This window comes from Leeuwenhoekiella sp. A16 (assembly GCF_047946675.1).
GTDB lineage: Bacteria > Bacteroidota > Bacteroidia > Flavobacteriales > Flavobacteriaceae > Leeuwenhoekiella.
Genome location: NZ_CP172313.1, coordinates 382011 through 394003, shown reverse-complemented (window position 1 = coordinate 394003; position 11993 = coordinate 382011). Strand labels below are relative to the sequence as shown.

The 11993-nt window shown below is 36.2% G+C and carries 16 protein-coding genes; 4 read left to right on the top strand and 12 right to left on the bottom strand.

Features of this window, described 5'->3' with window-relative positions:
• Positions 1-156 carry a hypothetical protein gene (locus tag ACH3O9_RS01710; RefSeq protein WP_416443754.1) on the bottom strand — a complete coding sequence of 52 codons (156 nt, stop codon included), beginning with the start codon at positions 154-156 and terminating at the stop codon, positions 1-3.
• Positions 157-161: 5 nt separating this feature from the next.
• Positions 162-1022 carry an SPFH domain-containing protein gene (locus ACH3O9_RS01705; RefSeq protein ID WP_416443752.1) on the bottom strand — a complete coding sequence of 287 codons (861 nt, stop codon included), beginning with the start codon at positions 1020-1022 and terminating at the stop codon, positions 162-164.
• Positions 1023-1228: 206 nt separating this feature from the next.
• On the opposite strand from ACH3O9_RS01705, the gene ACH3O9_RS01700 reads away from it, so the two are divergent.
• Positions 1229-2002: a S1/P1 nuclease gene (locus tag ACH3O9_RS01700; RefSeq protein WP_416443750.1), complete on the top strand. Its 774-nt coding sequence runs from the start codon at positions 1229-1231 to the stop codon at positions 2000-2002.
• Between the two features lie 20 nt (positions 2003-2022).
• Here ACH3O9_RS01700 and ACH3O9_RS01695 read toward each other — a convergent pair whose 3' ends face one another.
• From ACH3O9_RS01695 to ACH3O9_RS01685, 3 genes are all read right to left on the bottom strand, one after another.
• On the bottom strand, positions 2023-2871 hold the full coding sequence (locus ACH3O9_RS01695; RefSeq protein ID WP_416443748.1) for a helix-turn-helix domain-containing protein: 849 nt from the start codon (positions 2869-2871) through the stop codon (positions 2023-2025).
• 342 nt (positions 2872-3213) lie between these two features.
• Positions 3214-3825: an alpha-ketoglutarate-dependent dioxygenase AlkB family protein gene (locus tag ACH3O9_RS01690; protein WP_416443746.1), complete on the bottom strand. Its 612-nt coding sequence runs from the start codon at positions 3823-3825 to the stop codon at positions 3214-3216.
• A 5-nt stretch (positions 3826-3830) separates the two neighbouring features.
• Positions 3831-4709, bottom strand: coding sequence for an AraC family transcriptional regulator (locus ACH3O9_RS01685; RefSeq protein ID WP_416443744.1), 879 nt, complete (start codon positions 4707-4709; stop codon positions 3831-3833).
• Between the two features lie 217 nt (positions 4710-4926).
• On the opposite strand from ACH3O9_RS01685, the gene ACH3O9_RS01680 reads away from it, so the two are divergent.
• A complete protein-coding gene (locus ACH3O9_RS01680; RefSeq protein ID WP_416443742.1) occupies positions 4927-5511 on the top strand; it encodes a T9SS type A sorting domain-containing protein in 585 nt (194 codons plus the stop codon).
• Between the two features lie 56 nt (positions 5512-5567).
• Here the strand turns inward: ACH3O9_RS01680 and ACH3O9_RS01675 are convergent, their stop codons facing one another.
• Together ACH3O9_RS01675 and ACH3O9_RS01670 are read right to left on the bottom strand one after the other, a co-directional pair.
• Complete coding sequence (locus tag ACH3O9_RS01675; RefSeq protein WP_416443740.1) at positions 5568-5924, bottom strand: MauE/DoxX family redox-associated membrane protein; 357 nt, start codon at positions 5922-5924, stop codon at positions 5568-5570.
• 89 nt (positions 5925-6013) lie between these two features.
• Positions 6014-6361 (bottom strand): DUF6249 domain-containing protein, encoded by a 348-nt coding sequence (locus ACH3O9_RS01670; RefSeq protein ID WP_416443738.1) that lies wholly within the window; start codon positions 6359-6361, stop codon positions 6014-6016.
• Positions 6362-6545: 184 nt separating this feature from the next.
• On the opposite strand from ACH3O9_RS01670, the gene ACH3O9_RS01665 reads away from it, so the two are divergent.
• Together ACH3O9_RS01665 and ACH3O9_RS01660 are read left to right on the top strand one after the other, a co-directional pair.
• Positions 6546-7130: an RNA polymerase sigma factor gene (locus ACH3O9_RS01665; protein WP_416443736.1), complete on the top strand. Its 585-nt coding sequence runs from the start codon at positions 6546-6548 to the stop codon at positions 7128-7130.
• The gene (locus ACH3O9_RS01660) at positions 7117-7527 is read left to right on the top strand and encodes a hypothetical protein (RefSeq protein WP_416443734.1); all 411 of its coding nucleotides are present in this window, start codon (positions 7117-7119) and stop codon (positions 7525-7527) included. The genes ACH3O9_RS01665 and ACH3O9_RS01660 overlap by 14 nt, the downstream gene beginning before the upstream one ends.
• On the opposite strand, the gene ACH3O9_RS01655 is transcribed toward ACH3O9_RS01660, so the two are convergent.
• The 5 genes from ACH3O9_RS01655 to ACH3O9_RS01635 form a co-directional block, all read right to left on the bottom strand.
• The gene (locus ACH3O9_RS01655) at positions 7524-8135 is read right to left on the bottom strand and encodes an alpha/beta hydrolase (protein WP_416443732.1); all 612 of its coding nucleotides are present in this window, start codon (positions 8133-8135) and stop codon (positions 7524-7526) included. The two genes, ACH3O9_RS01660 and ACH3O9_RS01655, sit on opposite strands and share 4 nt — an antisense overlap.
• On the bottom strand, positions 8128-9093 hold the full coding sequence (locus ACH3O9_RS01650; RefSeq protein ID WP_416443730.1) for a ring-cleaving dioxygenase: 966 nt from the start codon (positions 9091-9093) through the stop codon (positions 8128-8130). The genes ACH3O9_RS01655 and ACH3O9_RS01650 overlap by 8 nt, the downstream gene beginning before the upstream one ends.
• A gap of 102 nt (positions 9094-9195) precedes the next feature.
• Positions 9196-10020 (bottom strand): hypothetical protein, encoded by an 825-nt coding sequence (locus ACH3O9_RS01645; protein ID WP_416443728.1) that lies wholly within the window; start codon positions 10018-10020, stop codon positions 9196-9198.
• Positions 10021-10102: 82 nt separating this feature from the next.
• The gene (locus ACH3O9_RS01640; RefSeq protein ID WP_416443726.1) at positions 10103-11521 is read right to left on the bottom strand and encodes an amidohydrolase family protein; all 1419 of its coding nucleotides are present in this window, start codon (positions 11519-11521) and stop codon (positions 10103-10105) included.
• A 67-nt stretch (positions 11522-11588) separates the two neighbouring features.
• The gene (locus ACH3O9_RS01635) at positions 11589-11993 is read right to left on the bottom strand and encodes a response regulator (RefSeq protein WP_416443724.1); all 405 of its coding nucleotides are present in this window, start codon (positions 11991-11993) and stop codon (positions 11589-11591) included.

Sequence of the window (11993 nt, the reverse complement as noted above, 5' to 3'; positions counted from 1 at the left end):
TTATCTGTTTTTATCTCTTTCGAAAATGACTTTGTAATGGGCGTCCATAAATTTAAACACCCAGCCATCTTTAGCAAATCTATTGAGAAACAGCTCTAATTTCTCATCATTCTTACTTAAGCTTAACTTAAAACTTTCTACTTTATACTCTTTCATAACCATTAATGATTTAAAGTCCCGGCATTAACCACAGGAGAAGCGTCTTTATCACTACACAGAATAACCATAAGGTTACTCACCATAGCCGCGCGGCGATCTTCATCCAGATCTATTATCTCTTTTTTACTTAATTCATGCAGTGCCATTTCTACCATGCTAACTGCACCTTCTACAATTTTGTGGCGAGCAGCGACTATGGCAGTAGCCTGCTGGCGTTTTAGCATCGCGCTTGCAATTTCCTGTGCGTAGGCCAAATAACCTATACGCGCTTCAAGTACCTCAATACCAGCAATAGCAAGGCGCTCTTCAAGTTCTTGCTCAAGTGCTTCACTTACTTCATTTACACTTGATCTTAGTGTTATATCTTCATCAAGACCTTCATCTGCAAAATTATCGTAAGGATACATACTGGCTAATTTGCGTACTGCGGCATCAGTTTGTACGCGTACAAAGTTCTCGTAGTTATCAACATCAAAAGCCGCTTTGTGCGTATCCATCACGCGCCAGACCAAAATCGTGCTTATCATTATAGGATTACCTAATTTATCGTTCACTTTTAAACGCTCACTGTCAAAATTACTGGCTCTAAGAGAGATTTTTCTTTTTGTAAAAAGTGGATTAACCCAATACAAGCCATTCTTCTTAATAGTGCCCTGATATTTTCCAAAAAGAAGTAATACGCGAGAATCATTAGGATTTACCATGACCAGACCAAAAAGCAAAATGATTGTAATGACAATGACAATTGCGGGTAATATTGATTTGAGGTAAAATATAGATGCTATACTGCTAAAAAATACTAGTAGCAATACAAATAACATTACATAACCGCTGGCGGGGACGATAGTTCTTTCTTGGCTCATTTTAATTTGATTTTGAAATGATATTAAATTGATATCACTAAGTTAATAAAAAATACGATATGGCTGGTTTTTCATATCGCTAAAGTTTTTTCCGGTTTAACCGGGATAATCTTTATTTATTTCCTGAAAAAAATTTGAATATTATTTTAGAACAGGATTACCTCTATAGGTAGTGAATGTTTTAGATTTGTTACAAAAATTTTACAATGCGATATATACTCCCTATTTTCATTTTTTTATTTATTTCTACAAACTCCTATTCTTATGACTGGGGCCAGAAAGGCCACCGCACCACTGCTGCAATAGCAGAGCATTATTTAAACAGAAGAACTAAAAAGCATTTAAAAGATTTGCTGGGCGAGGAGACACTCGTTACAGTTTCTACTTATGCAGATGAGATTAAAAGCTATTCAGAATTTAAAAAATACAGTCCGTGGCATTATGTCAATATTACTCCGGGAAAAACCTATGCAGTAGACAGTAAAAATCCGTCAGGTGATCTATACATGGCGATAGAAGAGTGTAAGAAGGTTTTAAAATCTGAAGAAAGTTCTAAAGAAGACAAGATCTTTTACCTGAAGTTTTTAGTTCATCTTCTGGGAGATCTGCATCAACCTTTACACGTAGGCAAAGCAGAAGATCAAGGCGGAAACAAGATACAGGTACGCTGGTTTAACGATGGTACTAATCTACATTCGGTATGGGATACAAAGATGATTGAAAGTTATGGGATGTCTTATAGCGAACTAGCAGATAATTATGGAGCGCGCGATAAAGATAAATACAAAGCCATCTCTTCTGGTAGTGTTATGGACTGGGTGAATGAAGGGCGTGCACTTGCAGATACAGTTTATGCTTCTGCGAAAGTGGGTGAAAAATTAAGCTACAGATATCAAGCTGATAATTTTGAAATTATAACAGAGCAGCTTGAAAAAGGTGGAATACGCCTTGCCTCGATACTAAACGAGATTTTTGGCTGATTTTGACAGATTTTTGACCTTTACAGGCTGTTTTTATAGCCTTTTGGGGTGGTCTCAAAATATTTTTTAAATATTCTTGTTAGGTGACTTTCATCTGTAAACCCTAGTTGATAAGCAATCTCAGACACAGTAAAATCTGTATGTTCCAGACGGTATTTTACCATATCTAGTTTATGTAGTAATATGTAATGATGCAGAGACTTGCCTGTTTGCTTTTTAAAGTAGTTGCTTAAAGTACTGTTAGTCATGTTGAAGTTACTGGCAAGAGCAGAAATTTTCATACGTTGTGACTCATAAACATATTTATGTATGTAGGCGAGGATATCATCTATAAGTTGATGCTTGTCTTTTTGTGGGAGATCATATTGCTTATAACCCTCATTTATATTTCGTGCTATTATACTTAATGTGGTACTTATCATATTAGATATAATATGTCTGTAGTACTCCTCTTTACGCTCATTCTCTTTGTGAATCAAGCTGTGTATTTGCCAGATTAAATCTCGTTCTACATTGTTTCTTATTACGTCTCCCGGTTTTAAATTGGGATGTTGCAGGATAAAATCTATACGTCTTAACCAGTAGGACCTGTCTGGCAAGTTTACTTTGCTTGAGAATAATGAATTGGTAAATAAGAAAGTACAGAAAGTAGTTTCAGATTCTATATTGAAATAATGATTATCATCTGGAGCAATGAGAAAAATATCTTTAGCCTTGTATGCTATATCTACATTATTAATACGATGCATACCCTTTCCTTTCTCTATGAAAATAATTTCAAGATAATTTCTGTCATCAAAATCTTTCACCCATTCTTTAAGGGTGTAAATCTTTATAATGAAAACTTCCTCTAGGTTGAACTGTACCATTACGCATTCATTTATGAAATTATAATAGCTCTTTCCTTTTGTATAATAGTGGGTAGAGAAAAAGGAGTAAAAATGCTAAGGAAATGCTAATCCTTAGAAAGTTACGAATTTTTTACAATTTTAAATTGATTTTTTACAACTATAAATTTACTATGCGTGCATACATTTGCAGCCGTTAATGTGATTTCATATTAATAATTGGTGAGAGCCTAATAATAGCATTTCTATTATGAAGTTTTCTGGTACTTGTGGTGAGGTACCATGGTTAAGTTAACGCCGGAAGTTGAATTGTGATTAGGTAGCCCCTAGCTTTATCATAAAAGAACTTCCGGTTTTTTTATACTACTTAATAATTCTGAAGGTAAGATTTATTCTTGGGCCTATTTCTAATCTGGTTTTAGGCAGCTCGTGCTGCCAGTGGTGCTGTGTTTCTGCCTGCATAAGTAAAAGGCTCCCATGTGCGAGTTTAAGCTTTATAACGTCCCCTTCTTTATTCTTTTGGCGCATTTTAAAAAACCGCTCTGTACCCAGACTTACAGAAGCTATTATAGGATTTATACCTAATTCTTTCTCATCATCAGCATGCCAGCCATTGCTATCCTGCCCATTGCGATACAGATTAAGTAAGCAAGTAGTGAATTCTATATTAGCAATTTTTTCTACTCGCTCTTTTATTTGTTGTATGGCTGGTGTAAAATTGTGAGGATGCATGGTTATACCGGAATAGGAGTACGCCAAACCATTGCTTGCATAAAGGGCGGTAAGTCTGGGTTGAGGATAAGTCTTGCCGAATATTGTTATATTATCCTGTTGCCAGGGAGTTTCTCTATATAACTCTCTAAAATAAAAATCACTTTCTTCTTTGCTAAAAAGTGCAGGATAATATGTAACGGAAGCATTTTTTAGGTCTAAATGCTGTGGTGCTTCCGGGTTTTCATTAAACAAATCTGGCATATCTATTAAGATACCACAAATTTTAATTCGTTACGATAGGTTGATGGGGTTTTTGCAGTGAACTTTTTAAACTGCTTGTTGAAGTGTGAAAAGTTATTGAAACCACTTTCAAAGCAAACATCTGTGATACTAATTTGCTTTTCATGCAACAATTTTGCAGCATGTACGAGTCTGTATTCATTAACAAACTGCGTAAAAGTTTTTCCTGTGATTTTTTTAAAGTATCTACAGAATGCAGGAACAGTCATACTAACGAGATCAGCTATTTCTTCTAAAGAGATCTGGCGTTTAAATTCTTCTTTCACAAAATTAAATACCACATTAATACGGTTATTATCCTGTAATTCTGTTTCCAGAATAAATCCCTGTGCATTTAGTACTGTATATTGATCTGCCGCTTCCAGTAGTTTTAAAACTTCAAGTAAGCCCAGCAATCGTTCATAATTAGATGCATTTGTAAGCGCTTCTATCTTTGCACCTATGCTTCGCTTAGTATCGCCATGAAAAACGATGCCCATTTTTGCCCGTTCAAAGAGAGCTTTTATGCTGCGCATCTCAGGTATTTCTAGAAATGATTCGCCTAAAAAATCTGGACGCATTTGTATTACAGTCTCATTTTCATAATTACGAAGTGTATCTGTAAAACCACAGTGGGGTAAATTAGAACCTATTAATATAAGATCACCGTTGCGGTAATATGATATATGACTTCCTATTTGCCTTTTACCTGTACCGCCATTTACATATACAAGTTCTAATTCAGGGTGATAATGCCAGAAGTTATGGTTGTTATTTTCATTATCCTGATTATAAGTGCGAAAGGAAAAAGAACTGCCAAAGCCGGGTTCTATTTTCTCAAAGGCGGGTTTAGGTGATTTTGACATGAATGAATCTGTTTTACTCGTCTAATTTACCATCACTAGAACAATCAATTATGTGCTAGATTAACTTAAATGTGTTTTGTTTTCACCAAACACCCATTTTAGGTAGTCATTGTAGTTAAAATAGAACATTTATCTGCACAACCGCTTCTATTTTAGGGTGCATTATGGTGGTATGTTTGTACTGTAAAATAAGAAAAAACCCTAAATAACAAATACTATGAAAACTCTAATTAAAAAATCAGTACTTGCTCTGTTTCTTGCCTTAGGCTTGAACATGACCGCAAAAGAAAACTTTGATGTAGTTGTAAAAGATAATTTTATAGTTACTGTCGCTTTTGACAGCACAACTGCAGATTCAAAATTAAAACTAGAAGATCGCAATGGTGAGATTCTTTTTAGTGAAGTATTAGGTGCTAAGCCATCTTTTAAAAAGTCACTAAGTATGGAAGCTTTACCACAAGGTACTTACTATATAGTTCTTGAAAACTCTTACCGCGTTGTAACTACTACTATTGAGAAAGACAGCAAAGGTCTTGTTGTAGTAGAAGACAATGATAATGTAATCTTCAAGCCTGGCTATAAAGTAGAAGGTAATGTAGTTTTAGTATCTGTTACTAATCCTACTCAAAAAGAAGCATTACTTCATGTTTATGATACAAATGGTAACGTAATAGGTTCTGTAAAAGACTCTGCACTTGTAGTAAAACAAACTTTAGATTTCTCTAAAGTACCTGCAGGAGATTATCTAATCTCTGTTAAAATAGGTAAAGAAACATTTAATAAAACCATCACAATAGGATAGTTTAGAAAAAGAAGAAATTCTTCAAACCTTAAATCCCGGCTTTCGTCGGGATTTTTTTATTGTCCTAAATATGAGTAAGACCAATACATTAGGCCTAATTGTAATGGCAACCTTAAAACCAATAACCATTTAGGCAATTTAATATTGGCTTCTGGCGTAAGCATATAAAAATGTACGGTGAGAAAAACTATTAGCATCGTAATAATTCCCCAGATCGCCATGTCTTTTGTTTCAGGAAAGCATAGGCAAACTCCCAGAGTAATTTCGGCAAGACCACTTAAAAACACCAGTACCTTGTGATTGGGTAAATAACGGGGCATAATGCGCATATACGTGCGCGGTTTAATAAAGTGCATGATACCGGCAACGATATACATAACCGCCATAAGATATAAATGCCAGGGGTATTTCATATTTAGCTATTTCCAGCTAAAAGTAAACAAAAAAGCATCTGCAGCTTTAAACAAGTGCAGATGCTTTACTTAAAAATCGGTTTAAAAGCCTAGTTTATTAGCTTTTTTGTGAGGAAAAACCCAACAACCAGCGCGATACCTCCCATTAAAAAGAGTGTGGCCGGGTAAGCAACTTGCTCATCAAGATTAAAAAGGCTCACAAGAGATGCCGCTAGTAAAATCCCAATCCCAATACCTATCATTAGCAACCCGAGGTTAAGTATAATTACCTTCCAGACGGGTGGCGCTTCCTTGTTTTGATATCTGCCAAATATTGTGGCATCTGCGCCTTTTTCTATTAAGGCCAGTCGCTCTTTGTTACGCGTGGTATAATGCAAATAAAAGATACCAAATGTGACTAAAAAAAAGCTTACAAATACGATTACTTCTCCTCCCATAACGGTTGTTTTTTGAGTGATTATTAATTTTGTTCTGAGGTTATGACAGGATTCAGGGAGATTTGGTTACACTTTTAGCCGATTTTCTTTATAAAATGACCGATTTTTTCCTTTTCGTGAATTATATGAAAAATAACAGCACTTTTCTGTAACCGATTGCTGTTGCATGAAGTCATATAATTGAATGAACCAAAAGGACGATAAGCAGATCATAGAAGAAATTCTCGCGGGCAGAGTAGAGAGGTACGGTCTTTTGGTAAAAAAATATGAAACTTTAGTTTTCACTTTGGCGCTGCGTATGATAACTAACAGAGAAGATGCAGAAGAAGTTGCTCAAGACGTTTTTGTTAAATCATTTCATGCCTTAAATACTTATAAAGGTGATGCCAAATTCTCAACCTGGTTGTATAGAATAACATATAATACCTGCCTGGATATGCTTTCGCGAAAGCGGCGCCAGCCAGCATATTACGATCTTGATAATTTACAGCACACAGATCTGCAAGAGGTAGAAAACGCTCTTGATAAGATGGAAGCTGAAGAAAGGGATGAGCAGATTAAAAAAGCAATAACTATGCTGCCAGAAGAGGAGGCTTTTTTAATTACAGTTTATTATTATGACGAGCAAAGCGTGAAAGAACTGGCAGAAATAACGGGTTTAAGCGAAAGCAATGTGAAAATTAAACTTTACAGAGGGAGAAAAAGATTGTTTACCTTGTTAGGGCCATTAATTAATGCTGAAAAAAAAAGTAGTTATGAGCGCACATGAAAAGGAATTACTTAAAAAGCTTTCAGAAAAGCATATAAAAACACTAAAAACGGAATCGCCAAAGACTTATTTTATGGCTGAGGTCATGCTAAAAGTGACTCATAAACCGGTAGATACTTCAGTATTTGTGTACAAATCACCAATTACTACACCTGTTTGGGCGGCGATTGCGCTTGCTTTTATAGCTTTGGTTCTATATGTAATTAAAGGCCAGATAAGTATAGTTGCACTTGAGAAGTATCTACCCAGAAATATAGAGTTGAGTTTGTTTGATAAATTCAGTTTTGTTGAGTCGTCTCAATTGCCTTTTGTAGTAGTCTCAGTAGCTGTTATTTTTACGCTTCTCACTTTATTAGAAATACCAATGATGAAAAAGTTGGTAAATCATAATCGTTAGAACATGAGCTTTTTTACAGTTTCGATCTCATCTTGAAGAATGGTGTGAGGTCTTCCCGGGTAAACGTTAAGCGTAACATTAGCGTTTAGTTTTTCTAAAATTAATTTAGATTCTTCAACCCGCTTTAGCGGAACATGCATGTCTTTATCTCCCACACCTATAAATACGGGTGTGTTTTTAAAATCACCAGAATAATTGGCGACAGAAACATTTTCTCCTATTAATCCCCCAGTAAAAGCGGCAATTCCGCCGAAAGGTTGCGCAAAACGCGCGGCAGCTTCTAATGTAAGACAGGCACCTTGTGAAAAACCCATAAGGTAGATTTTTGAGCTGCTGAGGTGATTTTTGATGTTTTCAAGCAGGTTTTTAACGATATTGACAGCAGATGTTAGCCAGGGTTCATTTTGACTTTCAGGAGCTAAAAAACTGTATGGATACCACGTGCTGTTTGTTGCCTGCGGTGCAGCGATATAAAAACTGTCATCTATAAAATGACTTGCTAATTCTATAATATCGTGGGCGCTTGCTCCCCGACCATGCAAGAGGATAATTGCTTTTTCTGCCTTCTCAAGTGGTTTACCGGCCTCAATTATTTCATATTTATGCATTGTCCATATATTTATGTAGGTCAATTTTAATAGGGGTAAGTCCGCTTTCTATTTTTAAACGATTCGGTTCTTCCCAGGATGGTAATTTTAAAGATTCGCCTAAATTCTCTTTAGCTTCATCAATCGTAAAACCAATATCATTTGTAGCAACTTCAAATAAAACTCCGCCCGGTTCTCTAAAATAAACCGAATGAAAATATTGCCGATCCAGAACAGGAGTAGGGTTAACAAGGCCTTTACTCAATAATTCTTCTCTTAACTCAAACTGGGTGGCATCGTCTGGTGTGGCAAATGCGACGTGGTGTACAGTACCGGCACCGCCCAAACCGCGTAAGGCTTTTGTGTCTGTAATAATATCTACAAAACTGCCGGGCTTGTTAGTTGAGGTATAGCGTTGTCTGTTTCCTTTTTCCTGCAGCATGGCATGGTTCATCTGGCCAGTTAAAAGTTCTATTGTGGCATCTGGTCTGCTTTCGCCCAGAGTTACACTGTAAAAACCTTTTACCGCATATTCTAAGGGAATTTGACCATACGAAAACCCTGGTCGCTCGTCTTTATCATTAGCGACAAGTTCTATACCCATCCCATCATAATCTTCAAAATAAAGAGAAGTCTCGTCATCAAAATGCTGTACAGGTGTCTGGTATTTAATATTGAATTTATCAAGCCTGCGCATCCAATATTCAAGAGCGTTAAGCGGAATTGAAAAAGATGTTACAGTTACCTGACCATTACCTTTTCTACCTTTTGCGATACCATTAAATGGAAAAAAAGTAAGTATCGTACCCGGGTCACCAACCTCATTACCATAATAAAGGTGATAAACATCTGGAGCGTCAAAATTCACAGTTTTCTTAATCATGCGCAAACCCAGAATACCAGCGTAGAAATCAACATTGCGCTGGGGATCTGAAGCAAATGAGGTGACGTGATGTAAACCATTTATATAACTTGACATGATCGTATATTTTAATTAACTGTACAAAGATAATAAATTGTGCATACAATTGTTGTATATACAACAATTAAATTTTTAGTTTCTGAATTATAAATTCAATGCCTAATTGATAGGGGCGTAATCTTTTGGTTTTGAAAAGAAATCAGCCTCAGGTTGCACAAAATGAATATCGCTTATAGTGGCTTCACCTAATGGGTCACCTACCAGACCAAGTTGTTTATCGTAATTATAAAATTTCCAATTTGTTGCGATAGGTACACCTTCAATATTTTGATAATCTGAATAAACTATCGCATGCGGAGCTTTTTCGGCAGAAGCCAAATCACTTTGAAAAGTTACAACATAGCCTGCCGCGTGTAAAGTATTGTCTGCATTTGTGTAAAGCATGTACCAATCATCAGGTGAATCACCTGTTCCTTCTTCAAAAGTCATGTTTAATGTTTGGCGGTCCTTTTCATCAAACCGGGTTTCTGGCAATACTTTAATATTTACGCCATCGTCACTTAACTTAAACGGCATGGCAAAAAAATAGGCCCAGGTAAACATATCAAAGCGGTTGCCTTTCTTGTTAGCTTTTGCCGGAGTTAGATATGCCGAGGTACCATCAAAGATAAGACTGCTTCCATCTGTCTTATCAATTCTTATTTTTCCGGTGTTTGTGAGCACTGTGAGATTACCATTAATGCGCTCGTTGCCGCCAAATTTCAGGTCAATTTTAAAAGAAATCGCCTCATGACTTAAAAAATCGGTTTTATTATGGGCTTTTTCGATTGTAGATACTACGCTGCGAGATAGGGAAGGAGCTCCATTACCTATACCGTTATTTTTCTCAACCGGTATCATTTCGTTGTTCTCACGTGTACGTGCTTTATTATCGCAACTTAAGCTTAGAAGAGAGAGTATATATAAGAGTAGTAAGTTTTTCATCCTGAATATTAATTATTCTAGATAAGACGGTAAAACATATGAAAATTACAGATGTTGCTTTAGTTTAAAGCTCTAAGAGATTTTATTTCTTAAACTTTGTTTCAACACTTTGTAAATGACCGGTGCGCATAAAATGAGTAATACTGCGCATATTAGTAATATCATCACCAGGATCGTTATCAAGAACAATTAGATCTGCAAGTTTTCCCGCTTCTAGTGTGCCAAAATCATTTGCACGACGCATAGCTGTTGCACCATTTTTAGTAGCCATAACTATGAGATCTTTTGCAGGTATACCTGCGCGCTGCATTTGTTCCATCTCGTCGTAAATAGAAATACCGTGTACGGTACCGGGATTCCCGGCATCTGTGCCTACCACAATAGGGATTCCTGCTTCATAAACTCTTTTTAAATTAGCAAACATGATAGTATCGCGCTGGTTTAAGCGTTCATTATAAGCTTGCATATTCTTTCGGGTTTGCAAAGTATCTTCAAAAAACGATTTAAACCCTTCGGCATTTGTCAATTGCTCTCTGGTTTTATCATCAACGACATGGTGAGGATCATTTAGCTCAAATTTTTCGCCTAAAATAGCCATATACGTGTTATAATAACCTCTGGCGACTACAAGAGTTGGGTCATAATAAGTATTATTGGCTTTAGCCAAATCAATAAATTCTTGATCTATCAAGGTATCTTCAACACTGTGAACTAAAAGTTTAGCCCCGTCTTTTAGAGCTGCTTTGGCTTGTTCTAAAGTTGTGGCGTGAACTATTAACTGATTACCTTGTTTTTTAACTTCATCTGCAACCGCATCAAGACCTTTCATAAAAAGCGAGTCTGAAGTATTTAAACTCCAGATTTTAATTCCGGTTGAACCGCGATTTGTCGCTTTTTTCACATAATCTCTTCCGGTTTTTTCATCGTGCAGAGAGATCATAACAGTATCTCCTGAAGTATTAAATGATGCAACAGCTTCCTCAGAAAAAGGCGTTAATAATGGTCCCGCAGTTGCAACATGAGGTGATAAACTATCGGCTTCCGCTTTAGCTGGCATATCATAGGTCCAGGTGAAATCGCCCACATCATAAACAGCGGTAACACCAGATCTTAAATAGGCTTCGTAATATCTGTTTGCATGTTCTTTTTGATAGTTATATACATTTTCATACGGTAAAGAATCTTTTAAATTCAAAGCATCAGGACGCGCATCAAAAAATGCTGTCTGAAAAAAATGTATGTGTGCATCTACGAGTCCCGGCGCGATAAACTTGCCATTTAGGTCGATTTCTTTAGTGTTTTCAGGGATTTTTATATCCTTTCCTACAGCTGATATTCTATCGTCTGTTATAAAAATTGTAGCATCTTCTAACTTATTTCCTGTGCCGTCATAGATAGTGGCATGAGTTAATGCCAGTGTTTTAGCGGTTTTTTTATTTTCTGCACAAGAAATTATAAACACGCTGCATAGAAGTAGTGAAAGAATCTGGTTAGATCGCATAAGAGGAAGTTTTATAACAAGATAACCAATTTTTAAGAACAGCTGAAAAAAGAGCGACTAGCTCATCTTAGAAGTATTTTGCTAAAATATGTTCAAGCATTTTAATATTTAAAGGTTTTCTTTCATAGCCGTCAATCTCTGGGATAGATTGAGCCTTTTTTAAATGGTCTGGGTTAGGGGAGGTTGTAAGCATTACAATTACTATTTTTCCTTTTTGCTCAGCAGGCAGCTTTTTGTATTCATCCATAAACTCCCAGCCGTTCATGATGGGCATATTAATATCAAGAAATATGAGATCTGGTTTGGGATATTTTCCGTCTACTGATTTAGAGAGGAAGTCAAGAGCGAGGGCTCCGTTTTTTTTAATAAAAATCTGGTTTGCACTATTGGTGCGTTCAATAATCCATTTATTTAAAAAATTTGTTGCGTTATCATCGTCGATTAGCAACACACAATTTAATTTTTGCTTCAT